At 69.3% G+C, this 17,223-nt stretch carries 15 protein-coding genes; 5 read left to right on the forward strand and 10 right to left on the reverse strand.

The annotated features are described in order from the left end of the window. Positions 1-122: 122 nt before the first annotated feature. The 3 genes from SSP08S_RS30310 to SSP08S_RS30320 are packed head-to-tail and all read left to right on the forward strand — an operon-like array spanning position 123 to position 2,610. Positions 123-1,253, forward strand: coding sequence for an ABC transporter ATP-binding protein (locus SSP08S_RS30310; RefSeq protein WP_078532558.1), 1,131 nt, complete (start codon positions 123-125; stop codon positions 1,251-1,253). After that, positions 1,250-1,945, forward strand: a complete 696-nt coding sequence (locus SSP08S_RS30315) for an ABC transporter permease (protein ID WP_019071409.1) — start codon at positions 1,250-1,252, stop codon at positions 1,943-1,945. The genes SSP08S_RS30310 and SSP08S_RS30315 overlap by 4 nt, the downstream gene beginning before the upstream one ends. After that, on the forward strand, positions 1,942-2,610 hold the full coding sequence (locus SSP08S_RS30320; protein ID WP_019071410.1) for an ABC transporter permease: 669 nt from the start codon (positions 1,942-1,944) through the stop codon (positions 2,608-2,610). Before SSP08S_RS30315 ends, SSP08S_RS30320 begins: the two co-directional genes overlap by 4 nt. A 51-nt stretch (positions 2,611-2,661) precedes the next feature. Here SSP08S_RS30320 and SSP08S_RS30325 read toward each other — a convergent pair whose 3' ends face one another. The 4 genes from SSP08S_RS30325 to SSP08S_RS30340 are packed head-to-tail and all read right to left on the reverse strand — an operon-like array spanning position 2,662 to position 6,705. Next, positions 2,662-3,261 carry a GTP-binding protein gene (locus SSP08S_RS30325; protein WP_019071411.1) on the reverse strand — a complete coding sequence of 200 codons (600 nt, stop codon included), beginning with the start codon at positions 3,259-3,261 and terminating at the stop codon, positions 2,662-2,664. After that, complete coding sequence (locus SSP08S_RS30330) at positions 3,248-3,703, reverse strand: DUF742 domain-containing protein (protein ID WP_019071412.1); 456 nt, start codon at positions 3,701-3,703, stop codon at positions 3,248-3,250. The genes SSP08S_RS30325 and SSP08S_RS30330 overlap by 14 nt, the downstream gene beginning before the upstream one ends. A gap of 36 nt (positions 3,704-3,739) precedes the next feature. After that, complete coding sequence (locus SSP08S_RS30335; RefSeq protein WP_019071413.1) at positions 3,740-4,216, reverse strand: roadblock/LC7 domain-containing protein; 477 nt, start codon at positions 4,214-4,216, stop codon at positions 3,740-3,742. Continuing rightward, on the reverse strand, positions 4,213-6,705 hold the full coding sequence (locus SSP08S_RS30340; protein WP_019071414.1) for a sensor histidine kinase: 2,493 nt from the start codon (positions 6,703-6,705) through the stop codon (positions 4,213-4,215). The genes SSP08S_RS30335 and SSP08S_RS30340 overlap by 4 nt, the downstream gene beginning before the upstream one ends. 365 nt (positions 6,706-7,070) lie before the next feature. On the opposite strand from SSP08S_RS30340, the gene SSP08S_RS30345 reads away from it, so the two are divergent. After that, complete coding sequence (locus tag SSP08S_RS30345; RefSeq protein WP_019071415.1) at positions 7,071-8,033, forward strand: ABC transporter substrate-binding protein; 963 nt, start codon at positions 7,071-7,073, stop codon at positions 8,031-8,033. Between the two features lie 56 nt (positions 8,034-8,089). On the opposite strand, the gene SSP08S_RS30350 is transcribed toward SSP08S_RS30345, so the two are convergent. The 6 genes from SSP08S_RS30350 to SSP08S_RS30375 all read right to left on the reverse strand — a co-directional run bounded on the left by SSP08S_RS30350 (position 8,090) and on the right by SSP08S_RS30375 (position 15,816). Further along, a complete protein-coding gene (locus tag SSP08S_RS30350; RefSeq protein WP_019071416.1) occupies positions 8,090-9,487 on the reverse strand; it encodes a glycoside hydrolase family 43 protein in 1,398 nt (465 codons plus the stop codon). A gap of 149 nt (positions 9,488-9,636) precedes the next feature. Continuing rightward, entirely contained in the window at positions 9,637-10,575 is a 939-nt protein-coding gene (locus tag SSP08S_RS30355; protein ID WP_019071417.1) for an ROK family protein, read from the reverse strand. Beyond that, positions 10,572-12,224, reverse strand: coding sequence for a dipeptide ABC transporter ATP-binding protein (locus tag SSP08S_RS30360; protein ID WP_019071418.1), 1,653 nt, complete (start codon positions 12,222-12,224; stop codon positions 10,572-10,574). The genes SSP08S_RS30355 and SSP08S_RS30360 overlap by 4 nt, the downstream gene beginning before the upstream one ends. Further along, on the reverse strand, positions 12,221-13,069 hold the full coding sequence (locus SSP08S_RS30365; RefSeq protein WP_051106010.1) for an ABC transporter permease: 849 nt from the start codon (positions 13,067-13,069) through the stop codon (positions 12,221-12,223). The genes SSP08S_RS30360 and SSP08S_RS30365 overlap by 4 nt, the downstream gene beginning before the upstream one ends. 26 nt (positions 13,070-13,095) lie before the next feature. Further along, positions 13,096-14,055, reverse strand: a complete 960-nt coding sequence (locus SSP08S_RS30370) for an ABC transporter permease (RefSeq protein WP_019071420.1) — start codon at positions 14,053-14,055, stop codon at positions 13,096-13,098. A 3-nt stretch (positions 14,056-14,058) separates the two neighbouring features. After that, entirely contained in the window at positions 14,059-15,816 is a 1,758-nt protein-coding gene (locus SSP08S_RS30375) for a peptide ABC transporter substrate-binding protein (RefSeq protein ID WP_019071421.1), read from the reverse strand. Between the two features lie 180 nt (positions 15,817-15,996). Between SSP08S_RS30375 and SSP08S_RS30380 the strand changes: the two genes are divergently transcribed. Further along, positions 15,997-17,190: an ROK family transcriptional regulator gene (locus tag SSP08S_RS30380; protein ID WP_019071422.1), complete on the forward strand. Its 1,194-nt coding sequence runs from the start codon at positions 15,997-15,999 to the stop codon at positions 17,188-17,190. The last annotated feature ends 33 nt before the right edge of the window (positions 17,191-17,223 follow it).

Here is a 17,223-nt window from a genome sequence, read left to right on the forward strand (position 1 = left end):
CAAAACCCCTCAGGTGCCCGCCAGGTTCCCGCAACACAAGCCGTCTAGACTCTCCCCTCAACGGCCTGAGACAGCGGCCAGGAACGGGCAGTTTCTGCCACATCCGAAGGGTATTCGGCGCTTTGATACGGATAGATTCAGTCACCAAGCGGTACCCGGACGGCACGGTGGCGGTCGACCGGTTGTCCTTGGACATACCGGACCGCTCGATCACCGTCCTCGTCGGCCCCTCGGGCTGTGGCAAGACGACGACCCTGCGCATGATCAACCGGATGGTCGACCTCAGCGAGGGCACGATCTCCCTGGACGGCGCGGACATCACCAAGCAGCCGGTCAACACCCTGCGCCGGTCCATGGGTTACGTCATCCAGAACGCCGGACTCTTCCAGCACCGCACGATCGTCGACAACATCGCCACCGTGCCCCGCATGCTCGGCTGGGGCAAGGAGAAGGCCAGGGCGCGGGCCACCGAACTCATGGAGCGGGTGGGCCTCGACGCCTCCCTCGCCAAGCGGTACCCGTACCAGCTCTCCGGCGGCCAGCAGCAGCGCGTCGGCGTCGCCCGCGCCCTCGCAGCCGACCCGCCGGTCCTCCTCATGGATGAGCCGTTCTCCGCCGTCGACCCCGTGGTCCGCAAGGGGCTTCAGGACGAACTCCTGCGTCTCCAGGAGGAGTTGGGCAAGACGATCGTCTTCGTCACCCATGACATCGACGAGGCGATCAAGCTCGGCACGATGGTCGCGGTGCTGCGCACCGGCGGCAAGCTGGCCCAGTTCGCCCCGCCCGCCGAGCTGTTGTCCGACCCGGCGGACGCCTTCGTCGAGGACTTCCTCGGCGCCGACCGCGGCATCCGCCGCCTGTCCTTCTTCTCCTCCGCGGGCCTCGACCTCAAGACCTCCCCGATCGTCGCCGTCGACTCCACCGCCGAGCAGATCGCCGAACGCACCACGCCCGGTGTGCCGTACCTCCTCGTCACCGACCTGGACGGCCGGCCGCTCGGCTGGAGCGAGCCCGCCGCGCTCACCGCCGGAAGCATCGACACCGCTCGACTCCTCGCGTACGGCCGCCCGTTCGCGGCCGGCAAGGACTCGCTGCGCGCCGCGCTCGACGGCTCCGTGCTGTCGCCCACCGGCTGGGCGGTCGGCGTGGACGACACCGGCCGGGTCGTGGGCGTCGTGTCGCAGCAGGCCGTGGGCGAGGCGATCCGCAGTGCGCACGCGGCGGTGCGGCCGGACACGAAGGCCGTCGGATGAACGACTGGTTCCGCATCCCCAGCGACCTCCAGAACAGCTACCTCGGCCTGATCGGGCTGCATCTGCGCGAGGCCGTGATCCCGGTCCTCGTCGGCCTCGTGGTCGCGCTGCCCATCGCCCAACTCTGCGTGCGGCTGCGCTGGTTGTACCCGCCGGTGCTGTGGGTGACGACCGTGCTCTACGCGATCCCCTCGCTGGCCTTCTTCGTCGTCCTCATCGACTACACCGGCCAGACCGAGACCACCGTGATGATCCCGCTCGGCGTCTACAGCCTCGTGGTGTTCGTCCCGGCGATCGTCGACGGCGTCCGCTCGGTACCGCAGGAGACCCTGGACGCGGCCACCGCGATGGGCCTCGGGCCCGTGCGCCGGTACCTCCAGGTGCAGTTGCCGATCGCCGTGCCCGCGATCATCGCGGGCCTGCGGGTGGCGACCGTGTCCAGCATCTCCCTCGTCAGCGTCGGCATGCTGATCGGCAACCAGGGCGCGCTGGGCAACCTGCTCAACGACGGCCAGATCTACCACCAGCCGCGGCTGATCTGGCTCTCCGTGATCACCACCGCCGTCCTCGCCATCGTCGTGGACGCCGTCCTGGTCGGCGTACGACTGCTCCTCACGCCCTGGATGCCGCGCGGCACCCGCAAGGCCCGGCCAGCACCGGCCGAACCCGTAACGGAGGACGCAGCCCGGTGAACGTACTCCACTACATCAACCTGTTCTTCAGCGACAGCGCCCACTGGCACGGCTACGACGGCATCCCCACCCGTCTCGTCGAGCACATCCGGTACTCGCTGATCGCGCTCGCCATCGCCGCCGCCATCGGCCTCCCCGTCGGACTGCTGACGGGCCACACCGGACGCGGCGGCAACACGCTCTCGCTGATCGCCACCGCCGCCCGCGCGCTGCCCAGCTTCGGTCTGCTGGTGCTGATGTTCGTGCTGATCGGCTTCGGCCTGGTCCCGGTGATGATCCCGCTGGTCGTCCTCGCCGTACCGCCGATCCTGGTCACCACGTACGAGGCGATGCGCTCCGTCGACCCGTCCCCGGTCGACGCCGCCCGCGGCATGGGCATGAACGAGACGAACATCCTCTTCCAGGTGGAACTGCCGGTCGCGCTCCCGCTGATCCTCAGCGGCCTGCGCTCGGCCGCCATCCAGATCGTCTCCACCGCCACCATCGCGGCCTACGTCAGCCTCGGCGGCCTCGGCCGGTACATCATCGACGGCCTCTACCAGAAGAACTACGAGAAGGTCGTCGGCGGCGCCACCCTGGTCGCCGGGATGGCCCTGGTGACGCTGGGAGTCTTCTGGGGCATCGCACGGCTCGCGGTGTCGCCGGGGGTGCGCCGGAGCAACTGAGCACAAGAGAAGGGGGGAGGGCCTGAGCCCTCCCCCCTTCTCTCTGTCTTCTCAGCCCTCCGTGCGCGCGAGCGCCAGCTCCAGTACGACCAGCAGTGCGTCCCGCACCGAGCCGCGCTCCCGCGCGTCGAAGGCGATCACCGGGACCCGCTCGTTGACGTCGAGCGCCCAGCGGACCTCGTCGAGGGAGTGCTCGATCTTGCCGTCGAAGGCGTTCAGAGCGACCGCGAACGGGATCTGCTTGTGCTCGAAGTAGTCGACGGCCGCGTAGCAGTCGTCGAGGCGGCGGGTGTCGACGATGACGAGACCGCCGACCGCGCCCTCCACGATGTCGTCCCACATGAAGCCGAACCGGTCCTGCCCGGGCGTACCGAACAGATACAGCTTCAGGGTCGGGTCGATGGTGATGCAGCCGAAGTCCATCGCCACCGTCGTGGTGGTCTTGCGCGGGGTGTGGGACAGGTCGTCCACGCCCGCCGCGACCTCGGTGATCGCGGCCTCGGTGGTCAGCGGCTCGATCTCGGAGATCGCGCCGACGGTGGTGGTCTTGCCCACGCCGAAGCCGCCCGCGACGACCATCTTGACCGGGAGCGGCGGTCGTACGACGGTCTGCGCAGCCGCACCGCGGGCGACCGGTTCAGTCGGTGTCACGGAGTACTCCCCGGGAGTTGGGGATGGCGCGGAGGCCATCGATGACCCTTCGCAGGACGGTTGCGTCATGGGTGATGTCGGTGTTCGGCACATGCACCGTCAGCTGTCCGGCGGCCCGCAGGTCCTCGGCGAGAACCCGCACCACGTTCAGGTGCAGCCGCAGCCGGGCCGCGATCTCCGCGAGGGACTGCGGCTGCCGGCAGGCGGCGACGATGTCGTGCTGCTCGAAGGAGAGCCGGTCGAGCACGTCGAGCCCGGCGGCCGTCGCCACCACCTGGGTCTCGACCGGGATCGGCCGCCCGGAGTCGGCCGCGCCCGCGCCCGCCACCCGGCCGGCGGTCACCAGGAACGGCCGTACGGCGGAGGGCGCGCGCACCGGATCGCGACCCGGGGGCGTGTCCCCGTCCGCGCCGGCACCGCTCGGAGTGCGGCCGTCGGGCATGAGTGGCTGTTCCTCTCTCGACCGGTCGGGGACCGGTCACCGAGCCGAAGCGGCGCCGACGCTGTTCTTCAGCTGGAGCACCAGCTGCGGGTTGAGCGCGGAACCGGCACGGTTGGCGAACAGCGTCATCTCGTAGGCGATGTTGCCGAGCTTGGCCTCCTTGTCGGTGACGACGCCGAGGACGGCGCCGCTGCCGATCGCGGAGACGAGGACGTGGCCGCCCTCCAGGTCGATGATGACCTTGTTCAGGCCGCCGAGACCGTAGTTGCCGGAGGCGCCCGCGGCCAGGCTGGTGATGCCGGAGACGATGGCCCCGAGCCGCTCCGAGTGGGCGTGCTCGCGCAGTTCCGCCACGGCGATCAGCAGGCCGTCGGAGGACACCGCGATGGCGTCGACGACACCCGCGGTCTCCGTCGCGAAACGGTTGAGCAGCCAGTTGAAATCGGCCGCGGCTGCCTGCAGTTCGGCCGGCGTGGTGCCTCCCCTGGGAGTTTCACCTGTCGACGTACTCACTGCTCCGCTCCTTTCGGGAGATTGTTCCGGTCGTGCGGGTGGTGCGCGTCCGCGAGGCGCAGGCCCGAGAGGGTGTCGCTGTCCCGGTTGGCCTGCTCCACGGCTGCCTCGAACTCCTCGAGGGCCGAGCGGACGGCGTCCGCGTCGGCGGGCCGGGGGGCCTGCCTGGCGGCTTGCTGGGCGGCGTCGTCGGCGCCCGTACGAAGGGTGGCGCCCTTGACCCGCCGGCGCAGGGGGCGGGAGCCTCCGGGGGCGGTGTCGAGGGCGGCGGACTCGTCCGCCGGGGCGTGGTGGGTGACGGGCGGGGGAGCCGCGGCGGCCGCCGTCACCGTCTCGTACCGGGAGACCCGGCGCGGGAGCGGGGCGGGCTCGTCCTCGGCACGCACATGCTCGGACACGGCCGGCTCGGGTCTGCTCAGGGTGATCGACGGACGCGGTCCGGAGTCCGAGGCGGCCCAGGAGGGAGCCGGACGGCGTTGCTCCTCCCCGGAGTCGACGGCCCCGGACCCGGCGGGCGCGAGCGCCTTGTCCGGCCCCGCGTGACCTTCCGCCGAACCGCCGGAGGCCAGCGCGCTCATGCGCAGCAGCAGCGTCGCCGGGATGGTCACCTCGGCCGTCACACCGCCGCCCGGGGTGCGGGCCAGCGTGACGTCGATGTCCCAGCGGCGGGCCAGCGTACCGACCACGAACAGGCCGAGCACCTTCGTCGGCACCAGGTCGAGGCGCTCACGGCGGATCAGCCGGGCGTTCTCCTCGGCGATGCGGTCGGCGCTCATCCCGAGCCCGTGGTCGGCCACGACGATCAGCGCGTCGTCGCCGTCGGTGCGGACGACCACCTCGACGGGGCTGCCCGCGGGGGAGAACGAGACCGCGTTCTCGAGGAGTTCGGCCACCATCAGCGTGAGGTCGCCGATGATGTCGGGCTCCACCATGATCTCGGTGTCGGCCCGCAGACCCACCCGCTGGAAGCCCTCGATCTGGCCGAGCGCGGCCCGTACGACGTTGGTGAGTTCGGTGGGTCCGCCGTCCAGCACGGTCTCGCGGATGCCGGCGAGCAGCATCAGACTGTCCGCGTTGCGGCGCAGGCGTACGGCGATGTGGTCGATGGAGTAGAGGCGTTCGAGGAGCGCCGGGTCGGTCTCGCCGCGCTCCACCGCGTCGATCAGCGCGAGTTGACGGGTCGTCAGGTTGCTGACGCGGCGGCCGACGTTGCCGAACATCTCGGCGACGTTGCGGCGGCTGACGACCTGGCGGGCCAGCAGCGCGGCGGCCGTGGTCTGCACATGGTTGAAGGCCTCGGCGAGGTCACCGATCTCGTCCTTCGCGGTGACCGGCATGTCCCGCAGCATCGGCGGGCCGTCGTCCTCCGCGTCGTCGTCGGCCACGCGGGCGAGCTCACGGCCCGCGACCTCGGCGACCTGCTTGGCGGCACCGGTCAGGGCCTGCACCGGGCGGACCACCGAGCGGCGCACGATCACCACGAAGGCGAGCCACAGCACGAAGCCGAGCAGCGAGAGGCTCAACAGCAGTCCGGCGCGCCAGGAGGCGGAACTCGAGGCGTCGTCGGCGCGGGTGGCGATCTGGCCGATCAGCGAGTTGGTGATCTTCAGCCGGGCCTCGGCCTGCTGCGGGTAGGAGGGGTAGTCGCTCATGGCGTCCGCGAAGGCCTTGCGGACCGCGCCGGGCGACTCGGCCTGCAGCCCGCTGGGGTCGATCTGCAGCTCGGCGTAGGCCTCGGCGATCTCCCGCTGCGGGGTGGTGTGCTCGATGCCGGACAGCTGGTCGGCCTGGGCCTCGGTGGCGAACCGGGCGAAGCGCGAGGCCTGGTAGGTGTACAGGTCGTAGGAGCCGACCGCGTTTGTGAACTCGATGAGCGCGTTGCTGTCACCGGTCGTCGCCGAGAACACGCTGGTCTCGAACGAGCTGTGGGCGGCATCGGCCCGCAGCACGGAGTCCAGCAGGTTGCCGGTGAAGGTGGTGGCGAGGTTCGCGTTGTGCTCCAGGTCGAGCCCGTCGATCAGACCGTCCGAGGCGCTGGTGTACGCCGGGTCGATGTTGTCGGCGGGGAGATAGCTCTGCGCGACCGTGTTGCGCAGCGTCTGCAGGCCGTTGATCTCCCTGAGCGCCTGGGCCTCGCCGGCCGGCAGCCGGTCGCCGAAGGCGTCGCGCACCTTCTCGACCTGCTGGTCCACGGCCTGCTGTGCCTTGCGATAGGCGCTCTGCGAGGGCGTGCCGCCGTCGTTGGTGGCCTCGAAGCGGACGGAGAGCAGGATGGCCTGCTGGTGCTCCGCCTCCACGAGGTTCACCAGCTCGGCGACCTGGCCGCTGTCCCGCACCAGCTGGGCGGCGTCGCTCGCGTCCGTCGACTGCCCGATCTCATCGGTGATGAGATACGTCAGCAGCACCGCGACCACCGCGAGCGGCACGCCGACGAGCAGATTGAGCTTGCGCCTGAAGGGCCAACGGTCTGCGAAGCCCCGTATGGACACCAGGCCTCCTTCGTGGGGTGTTGTCACGGTACGCGCAGCGATACACGTGACTGTTTTTGATCGAAGCGGCCCCCGCACACCGCTGTGACCGAACGCCAACTCCGGGGAGACTACCGCCTCTTTGAACGATCAAGTGCGTCGCCCTACGTCAAGAATCAATTACAAAGCGCCCGTGTTCGTGACCCGTCTGTTTACGTTGCCTTCACAACTGGGCACTCATTGAGGCCAATCGGTGACCAGAGTTCTCTTGACTGACCAAGAACCGGCTGGATTGGATCAGCGGAGTGCGGCATTCACGCCTCGCGCGTGGACGCCACAGCCATGCCTGCACGCCTGTGCCAACATCCAACCCCGGAACGGGAATTGTGACTTCTAAAGCGAAGAACAGCTGGTCCAGCACTAGGTACCCCGGCGCGGCGGCCATCGCCCTCGCCGCCACGGCTGCGCTTGTCACGGGATGTGGTTCGTCCTCCGACAGCAAGTCCGACAACCCTCTCTCGGGCGGCAAGGCCAGTGGTGACACGGTCGTCGTCGGCTCGAACAACTTCGCCGAGAGCATCCTGATCGCCGACATCTACGGCGAGGCCCTCAAGGCCAAGGGCGTCAAGGTCACTTACAAGCCGAACATCGGCAGCCGCGAGACGACGTACGGCCTGCTCAAGAACGGCTCCATCACGGTGCTGCCCGAGTACAACGGCGCCCTGCTGGCCTACCTCGACCCGAAGGCCGCCCCGGCGACCCTCGCCGCGACCACGGCCGCGATCAACGCCAAGCTGGACTCCAAGCTGACGCTGCTGGACCCGGCCGCCGCCGAGGACAAGGACACGGTCACCCTCAACGCGGAGACCGCGAAGAAGTACAATCTCACGTCCGAGTCCAGCATCGGCGACCTCAAGTCCATAGCCAAGGACCTGGTCATCGGCGCCTCGCCGGAGTTCCAGACCCGGCAGCAGGGCCTGGTGGGCCTGAAGTCCGTCTACGGCCTGGAGTTCAAGTCCTTCAAGGCGCTGGACGCGGGCGGCCCGCTGACGGCCGCCGCGCTGAAGAAGAACACCGTGCAGGCGGCGGACCTCTTCAGCACGGACCCGACCATCACCAAGGAGAAGCACGTCACGCTCCAGGACCCGAAGCGGCTCTTCGGCTTCGAGAACGTGCAGCCCCTGGTCTACAAGAGCGGCCTCTCCGCCGCCGGTGTGGCCGCCCTCAACGCGGTCTCCGCGAAGCTCGACACGGCGACCCTGCTGGACCTCGACACCCAGGTCGGGTCGCAGAACAAGGACCCGCTGGACGTCGCGAAGGCCTGGCTGAAGACGGCCGGCCTGAGCTGACCCGTTCCGCCGCCGACGCGGGTGCCTCCGTTCTCCGGGAGGCACCCGCGTCGTGCTCAGTACCCGACGTAGAAGGTCGCGTCCTGCTGATCGGTAGCCGTCGAGATCGGGTCGATGCGCAGCACGTAGTTGGAGTGCCGGATGTAGCGGGTCGGGTTGTTGTACGACCGGAAGGACGCCCACGTGGAGTCGGCGAGGCCGGCCGTCCGGTAGAACGTGGCGTCCCCGGCGAACGTCGACGTGCCGTCGTTCACGTCGAGCTGGAGCGCGTAGTTGTAGTGCCGCAGATACCGGGTCGGGTAGTTGACCGACTGGAAGGACACTCCCGCGCCGTCCGCGAGGCCCGGCACCAGCGTCCACTGCGAGTCGGTGTACGGGTCGAAGGCGTACTCGTCGATCCGCCCGACGTAGTTGGAGTGCCGGACGTAACGCGCCGGATAGTTGTAGGACTTGAGCCGGTTCCAGGCGGGCGTGCCCCACTTCGCCACGAGGTTGTTGTACTCGGCCGCGGTGATCGGCTGGATGCCGCAGTGCTTGGAGTTGAGCGGCTGCGTGTAGAGCTTCTGGTCGACGGCCGTCCAGTTGCCTGCGGCCAGGCTGCTGGTCTGCCAGGCGTAGAAGACGCCGTTGGGGTCCCAGGTGTCGCCCCAGAGGTACCAAGTGGAGCTGGACGCAAGGGACTTGACCAAGGTCGGGGCCTCGGTGCCGTTGTGCGAGACCGCGGTGCTGAACTCGGTGAAGCTGCCCGGGTCCAGTGACGTGGACTTCGCGCCGACCAGCGTCGAATTCTTCTTGAAGTAGAGGTAGTTGACCCCGTTCACGCCCAGGGCGAGATCGCCGTCGATGACGTCGTAACCGGGGTCGAAGAACACCTGCGGATCCCCGGCGGTCACGAAGTCGCTCGTGTAGTTGACCATGATGACGTTGTGGCCGCTGTCGTTGACCGCCGAGTAGATCACCCCGTACTGCCCGCGCCCCGCGTCCCAGAACGACTCCGGCGCCCACGCGTGGGTGTCCAGGCTGTGCACCTTCATCCGCCGGTACCCGGTGAAGGTGCGCAGATCGGTGGAGTCCCAGACATGGATGTACTGGCTGACGTACGACCAGTCGGTGCCGTTGAGGTCCGTCGCGAGGACCACGAACGTGCCGTCCTGCTTGCGCAGGATGAAGGGGTCGCGCAGACCGAGCGAGCCCGCGGTCGGGGTGGCGACGGGCGCGTTCTGGTTCAGCGGGGTCCACTGCAGACCGTCGAGGCTGACGGCCAGGTGCAGGCCGTAGTTGGCGCCCAGGAACGTCGGCGACTCGGTGAAGTAGCACATGACATAAGCCGAGTTGGTCGCCGCCCGCGCGCTGCCGGCGCCGAGTGTGAGCGCACCGGTGGCCGCGAGGGGGACGGTCGCGGCCATGCCGAGGAAGAGGCGGCGGGAGGGGTGGGGGAGAGGAGGGACGGCCATGTGTTCTCCAGGGGGATACGAGCGGCCCATTGATTCATCGTTCGACATTCCGAACGAGGTTCGGTAAGTCGATCAGAAGGTAGAGATGGGGCGCGTGCGCGTCAATCACACGGTCGTGCTTGGCCGGTTCTCGCCGTTCACGTAGGCGCTTACTGAGGACCTCCTGTGTGGATCGGCAGCTCCGTCCGCGCCCGGGCCGCCGCCCCGACCGCCACCGCGTCACCGCCCAGCCGGGCCGGCAGCACCCGCACCGGGTGACCGCTCACCGGCGGCTCCAGCGCCAGCGTCTCCCGCACGGCCGACCCGAGCAGCGCCCACGACCGGCCGACACCCCCGCCGATCACACAGGTCGTGACGTCCAGCAGCCCCGCCGTGATCAGCAGCGCACGGGCCACACCCCGGCCCGCCTCCCGGTACACGGCGACCGCGTCAGGGTCACCGCCGAGAGCCGCCTCGGCGACCGCGCGGGCGGTACGGTCCACCCCCGTCCGCTCCCCGTACCGCGCCGCGATCGACCGCCCCGAAGCCAACGTCTCCAGATGCCCCCGCCCACCACACGTGCACGGCAGCTCGCCGAACCCCGGCACATGACCGATCTCGCCCGCGGCCCCGCGCGGCCCGTCGTAAAGGGCGCCATTCAGCCACAGTGCGCCACCCACCCCGGTGCCGAGCGTCATCCCCAGCACGTTCTCCTCATCCACGACGGCACCCTTGGCGACCTCCCCGCGCAGAAACGCGTTGACGTCGTTGTCGAGGAACGCCGGTACGTCCAGGGCCTGTTGGACAGTCGCCGTCACCTCGAACCCGGCCCAGTCGCGGAACGAGTCGCTCGCCACGAGGATCCGCCCGGCCCGTACGTCCACCAGCCCGGCCGCGCCGACCCCGACCCCGAGCAGCCGGGCGGGCGTACGGTCCAGCAGCAGCCGTAGCGCGGCGAGCGCGGCGCCGACCATCGCCGCGCCGCCCTCGCTCGCCGGGGTCGGCACCTCCACCCGGTCCAGGACGTCGAGCCGGTCGGTGCACAGCACGACCTGAGTGGTGGTCCCGCCGATGTCGACACCGGCGACCACCTGGCGGGCCTCGCTCACGCGCCGGCCTCCGTCCCCGACGCCACCCGGCGTTCTCTGCGCTCCCGTTGGAGCACCGGATCGGGTATGGGCACGGCGGCGATGAGGCGGCGCGTGTACGCGGTCTCCGGGTGCAGCAGGGTGCTCATGGTCGGCCCCTGCTCCTCGACGCGCCCGCCCCGCATCACGACAACCCGCCCCGCGAACTGCTGCACCACGGCCAGGTCGTGCGACACGAAGAGACACGCGAACCCGAGCTCCGACTGCAACTCGGCGATCACCTCGAGCACGGTCCGCTGCACACTGACGTCCAGTGCGCTCGTCGGCTCGTCCGCGACCAGCAGCCGCGGTGCGAGCACCAGCGCCCGTGCGAGACTCACCCGCTGCCGCTGCCCGCCGGACAGCTCACGCGGTCCACGCCGCGCCAACTCCCTTGGCAACCGCACCAGTTCGAGCACCTCGGCAACCCGCTCGCGCCGCTCGGCGGCGCCCATGCCACTCCGGTGCACCCGCAACGGCTCGGCGACGCACTCCCCGACACTCATCCGCGCGTCCAGCGAGGCCACCGGATCCTGCAGCACCACACCGACCCCGGCCAGCAGGGTCCGCCGCGCCCGCCCCCGTGCCTTGCGCAGATCGGCCCCGAAGAGCGAGACGTCCCCGGACTCCGGGGCGACCAACCCCAGTGCCACCCGCGCGGCGGTCGACTTCCCGGACCCGGACTCACCCACGAGCCCCACGGTCTCCCCGGCCCGCACGGTCAGCGACACGTCGTCCAGCGCCCGCACGGCACGCGGCCCCCGCCCGAACCGCACACCCACACCCCGGAGTTCGACGACGGGCGCCCCTTCGCTCTCCTCGTGCACGACACCCACCGGCTCGCTCACCGTCAGCCGGGGCACCGCCTCCAGCAACCGTCGCGTGTACTCGTGCGTGGGCCGCAACAGCACGTCCTCCACCGTCCCCGTCTCCACGATCTCCCCCTCCAGCATCACGGCGACCCGGTCGGCGAAGTCGGCGACGACCCCCATGTTGTGCGTGACCAGCAGCACGCCCGTCCCCGAGTCGACGGCCAACGCCCGCAGCAGATCGAGGATCTCGGCCTGCACGGTGACATCGAGCGCGGTGGTCGGCTCGTCCGCGACGAGCAGCCCGGGCGAGTTGGCGATGGCCATGGCGATGACGACCCGCTGCCGCTGCCCACCGGACAACTGGAACGGAAACGCGGAGGCCCGCCGCTCGGGGTCGGGAATGCCGACCCTGCGCAGCAGCTCGACGGCTTCGGCAGCCGCCTCCTGCCGCGACACGTCCCGATGATTCCGCACAACTTCCGCTATCTGCCTGCCGATTCGGGTCAGCGGATCGAGCGCGGTGGCCGGCTCCTGGAACACCATCGAGGCCGTACGCCCACGCAGCCGCGCGAGTTCGGCCTCACCGGCGCCGACCACATCCGTACCGCCGACCGAAACACCCCCGGACGCACGGGCGTTGCCCGGCAGCAGCCCGAGGGCGGCGAGCGCCACGGTCGACTTCCCCGACCCGGACTCACCCACCAGGGCCAGCGTCTCGCCGGGCGCCACCCGCAACGAAACGCCACGCACGGCGGGCACATCACCGCTCTCCGTCGAGAAGGTGACGCCCAGGTTCTCCATCTCCAGGATGTTGTTCATCCGCGTCCCTTTACGTCGAAGGCGTCCCGCAGTCCGTCACCGATCGCGTTGAACGCGCACACGACGAGGATGATCGCGAGCCCCGGCGGCACGATCAGCCACCAGCGCCCCGAGTAGGCGGCCGTCAGCCCGGCCGAGAGCATGCCGCCCCAGTCGGTCGCCGGCGGCTGGACGCCCAGCCCCAGATAGGACACATAGGCCACGAGCAGAATCGCGTCGGCGACCTGGAAGGTGGCCGCGACGACGATCGTCGACACCGAGTTGGGCAGGATGTGCCGTGCGATGGCCCGCCCGTGGCTACCGCCGATGGCCCGCAGGGTCAGCACATAGTCCCGCCGCTTCAAGGTCAACGTCTCCGCCCGCACGAGCCGCGAGGGCACGAGCCAGGACACCAGCCCGAGGATGACGATCAGCCCCGGCACGCCAGGCGTGGTGATGGCGGACACGACCAACAGGATGAACAGCGCGGGGATCGCGATCCCGGCATCCACGACCCGCATCATGACGGCGTCGACCCACCCACCGGCATACCCCGCGATCGACCCCCAGAGCGTCCCGATGACGGTGGCGAGCACCCCGGCGGCAAGCCCGACGAGCAACGACACCTTCCCGCCGTACATGAGCCGTCCGAGCTCGTCATGCCCGACGGCATCGGTACCGAGCCAATGGGCCCCGCTGGGCGAGAGGTTGACCTGAGTCAGATCGGTATGGGTCTGGTCGGTGGAGTAGAGGAGGGGGCCGAGGAAGCAGAACAGGAAGAAGAGGATCACCACTAGGAGTCCGGCGACCGCGAGCTTATTGCGCGCGAAGCGCGCTTTTAGGGGCGCGGGGAACTGCGCGACCAGCCCCCACCGACCCGCACTCTGAACACTCACGCCAGACCCCCCTTAACGCGAGGATCCACAACCCGCTGCACGACATCGGCGAGCAGTGTCCCCACCACAGTCGCCACAGAGATCACCAACACACACCCCAGCAACACCGGATAGTCGGACGACTGAGCCGCACTCCAGAACAGCAGCCCCATCCCGGGGTAGTTGAAGAGCTGCTCGACAACCAACGCACCCCCGAACAGCACCGGCACGTAGTACCCGAGCATCGCGATCACCGGAGTCAACGAGTTCCGGAACACATGCCTGAAGAGAATCGCCCGCTGCCGAGAACCCCCCGCCCGAGCAGTCCGGACGTAGTCCTCGGACAGGTTCTCCAAGGTCGCAGCCCGCATGTACCGACTGAACACGGCGACCATCGAAGCCGCCCCGGTAACCACAGGCAGCACCAACGCCACCGGATCAGCGAAGACTTGAGCAACCGTGTCCCCCTGCGGCGCCTGCGAAGGAAACCACCGCACGACCTGCGTGAAGACCATCACCAGCACAAGTCCCAGGAAATACACGGGAGTCGAGTACGCCACGAAACTCAACGTGGTGATGACATAGTCGGCCGGCTTGTTCCGCCGCACGGCCTGCCACATGCCCAGCGGAAGGGCGAGCAGCAGCCCGACGACCGCCGACAGCACGGTCAACACCAGTGTCTTCGGGAGCCGTTGCTCGATGAGCTGGGACACCGCCTCGTTGAGGGTGTACGACGTGCCGAGGTCCCCGTGCAGCAACTGCCGCAGGTAGTACAGGTACTGCACGGGCAGTGGCCGGTCGAGCCCCTGGTCGTGGTTGAAGAGCGTGATCTGCTGGGGCGTGGCCTGCGGCCCGAGGATCCCGCGTGCGGGACCCCCGGGCAGCGCGTGCAGCAGCCCGAAGACCACGACCGTCACGATGAGGATGACGACCAGTGCCTGGGCGATCCGCCGGGTCAGATACAGGAGGGTGTCCATGCCTCAGCTGGTCCACTTCCACTGTGCCGGGTGGAAGTTGGCGAGCGGGTCCTGCGAGAAGCCGCCGAGGCCGTTCTTGACGACGGAGATCTGGTAGTCGGGCTCCGGCAGCCAGATCACCGGCAGGTCCTTGGCGAGGGCCGCGCTGTAGTCCTGGACCGCCTGCGTCGAACTCGACGTCGTGGACGCGGAGATGAGCTTGTCGACGTCGGCGTTGGAGTAATTGCCGAAGTTCGCGCCGCCCTTGGTCTGGAAGAGCGAGTCACCGGTCGGGAAGGCCGGGAAGTACCAGCTGCCGGCCGTACCGAAGTAGGACAGCTGCCACTTGCAGATCGACTGCGAGGCCGTGCACTGCGGGGTCTGCGACAGCACGGAGTTGACCGGTGCGGTCTTGATGGAGAACTTGATGCCGGTCTTCGCGAGCGAGGACTGGATCGCGCTCATCATGTTGTCGGTCACCGTCGAACCGGACTGCGACAGCACCTGCATCTGGAACTTGGTCCCCTTGGCGACCCCCGCACCGCACTGAGCGGCGCCGGTGCCCGGGCTGGTGCAGGTCATGACCCCGCCCTGCTCGCTCCAACCATGGCCGGTGAGCAGCGACTTGGCGGCCGAGGTCGAGAACGGATACGGGTCGCTCTTCTGTGTGGCCGACAGGAACGACGAGGTCTGCGCCTGCGGGACCGGCCCGTAGCCGGGCACCGCCGTCCCGTTGAAGATGACCTTCGCCAGAGTGCTCTGGTCGATCGACCGCTGCACGGCCTGCCGGGCGTAGAGCTGCCTGAACACGGCACCCATGGAAGGGTTGTTGAAGTTGTACGGCATGTAGGTGATCGCCCAGCCCGACCACGGCTTCACGGTGTAGCCCCGCGCGGTGAAGCTGTCCTTCTGGTCGAGGTCGGTCGCCTCGATGTAGCCGTAGTCGACGGTCCCGGAGCGCAGCGCGTTCTTCTCGGCGTCGGCCGTCGTGAACGGGAGGAGGTTCACGGTGGGGATGCCGGCCTTCTCGCCGCCGTCGTACTTGGTGTTGGCGGCCAGGACGACCTTGCCTGCCGTGGAGAAGGACTTCACGGTGTACGGGCCGCTGACCGTCTTCCAGAGGGCGTCGGTGGCGTACCCGTTGATGTTCTTCGCCGCGCTGTTGAGGTACGTCCAGTCCTTCTTGGTGTCCCCGGCCTTGTCCCACACGTGCTGGGGGAGCGGGTTGATGGAACTCAGCTCGTTGGCCAGCATCCACTGCGGGTTGTAGGCCTTGTCGAAGGTGATCGTGAAGTGGCGGGCGTCGACGGTCTTGAAGGACGTCCAGTTGTCCGGCGCCTTGCCCGGGTTGTAGCCCGCCCACTGCGACTTGTTCGCCTTGATGAGGTCGAACCAGAACTTCACGTCGGCGGAGGTGATCGGCTTCCCGTCGCTCCACTGCCGCTCGCCGAGGGTGATCGTGACGCTCTTGTTGTCGGCCGCGAAGTCCGCCGCGGTCGCCACCGAGCCCTTCTTGTTCCAGCCCATGGTCCCGGTCGAGCCGTCGTAGGCGATCAGCGGCTCCCACAGCGCGTTCGCGATGGAGATGTTGTTGGTGTTGAGGTGGGCCGCGGTGCCGATCGGGAGGATCCAGTTCGGGGTGAAGTTCGCGGGCAGCGCGTAGTTGATCGTGTCGCGTGACCCGGAGGACGACGTACCGCTCGACCCGGAACAGCCCGCGAGCAGCAGCGAGGCCGTGGTCAGGGAGGCACCGGCGAGGAGTCTCTTGCGGACAGGGGACATGGTTCTCCTCGGAAAAAGAGGGGCGGAGGCGGGAGTGAGGACAGTCAACGACCCCTGTGGGCGAAGAAACAGGCGTGCCGCTGTAAAAAGCCTGTTACTGCCGTTCTGAAAAAAGCGCACAGGGCATTCGGGTGACTTACGCTCGTCGCCCCGACCGCCGATCCGGAAGTAACTTCCTTCATGGCTGAAAAAAGTGCCCATCGCCGGAAGAGCACCTCGGGCGTCTCCTCGCTGGCCGAGCACGTCCTCGAACTCCTCGCCTCCGGGCAGGCCGCCACCCGCACCGACCTCGCCGAACTGCTGGGCGCCGCGCCCTCGACGATCTCCCTCGCGGTGAGCCAGCTGGTGTCCCTGGGTCTGGTCGCCGAGCACGGCACGCGCTCCTCCACCGGCGGCCGGCCGCGCAAGGTGCTGCGGCTGGGCGGCAGCGACGGCTTCGCGGTCGCGGCCGAGCTCGGCGGCAAGCACGCGCACGTGGGGGTCGTACTCCCCGGCGGCGGCCTCACCGACGTGTCGACGGTGCCCTTCCCCACGGCGGACGGTCCGGAGGCCGCGCTGCCGGACCTCGCCGACACCCTCGAAGGCCTCGCGGAACGGCGCGGGCCGGAGCTGCTGCGCGGGGTCGGCCTCTCGCTGCCGGGCCCGGTCGACGTCGCGGGCGGCGTCGTGACCCTCCCGTCCCGGATGCCCGGCTGGAACCGGTTCCCGGTCCGGGCCTGGCTGGAGGACCGGTTCGGCGTCCCGGCGGCCATCGAGAACGACGCCAACTGCATGGCCGTGGGCGAGCACACCGTGCAGCCCGCAGAGCGCCGACAGTCGATCATGGTCAAGACGGGCACCGCGATCGGCGCCGGCGTCATCGCCGACGGCCGCCTCTACCGCGGCGGCACCGGCGCGGCGGGCGAGATCACCCACGTCCGCGTCGAGGCCGCCCACGACATCCCCTGCTCCTGCGGCAACACGGGCTGCCTCGAAACCGTCGCCTCGGGCGCCGCCCTGGTCCGCATCCTGCGCGGCCACGGCCTGGACGTGACGTCCACCGAGGACGTCGTACGCCTGGCCACCGACTCCCACCCCGAGGCGACCCGAGCCGTCCGCCAGGCCGGCCGCTACCTCGGCCAAGTCCTCGCAGCCAACGTCAACTTCTTCAACCCGGACGCCGTGTACCTGGGCGGCATTCTCTCCACCCTGGAGCCCTTCGTCGCGGCCGTCCGCAGCCAACTCTACGAAGGCTGCCACCCGTTGGTCACGGAACACCTGGTGATCGAGCGCGCCAGCCTGGGAGCCGACGCGGGCTTGGTGGGAGCAGGCCAGTTCGCGCTGCAACGGGCGCTGGCCCAGGCGCTCCAGACGGTCACAGACAAACCCCGGTAGGCCTCTCAGGGGCGCGGGGCTGTGTCAATTTGC

The sequence above is a fragment of the Streptomyces hokutonensis genome (assembly GCF_000376565.1).
Taxonomy (GTDB): domain Bacteria; phylum Actinomycetota; class Actinomycetes; order Streptomycetales; family Streptomycetaceae; genus Streptomyces; species Streptomyces hokutonensis.

Excerpts from the sequence above, each read along its gene's own strand:
- SSP08S_RS30315 (WP_019071409.1), top strand. The coding sequence starts at position 1,250 with ATGAACGACTGGTTCCGCATCCCCAGCGACCTCCAGAACAGCTACCTC.
- SSP08S_RS30330 (WP_019071412.1), bottom strand. The coding sequence starts at position 3,703 with ATGCCCGACGGCCGCACTCCGAGCGGTGCCGGCGCGGACGGGGACACG.
- SSP08S_RS30350 (WP_019071416.1), bottom strand. The coding sequence starts at position 9,487 with ATGGCCGTCCCTCCTCTCCCCCACCCCTCCCGCCGCCTCTTCCTCGGC.
- SSP08S_RS30360 (WP_019071418.1), bottom strand. The coding sequence starts at position 12,224 with ATGAACAACATCCTGGAGATGGAGAACCTGGGCGTCACCTTCTCGACG.
- SSP08S_RS30370 (WP_019071420.1), bottom strand. The coding sequence starts at position 14,055 with ATGGACACCCTCCTGTATCTGACCCGGCGGATCGCCCAGGCACTGGTC.
- SSP08S_RS30375 (WP_019071421.1), bottom strand. The coding sequence starts at position 15,816 with ATGTCCCCTGTCCGCAAGAGACTCCTCGCCGGTGCCTCCCTGACCACG.
- SSP08S_RS30380 (WP_019071422.1), top strand. The coding sequence starts at position 15,997 with ATGGCTGAAAAAAGTGCCCATCGCCGGAAGAGCACCTCGGGCGTCTCC.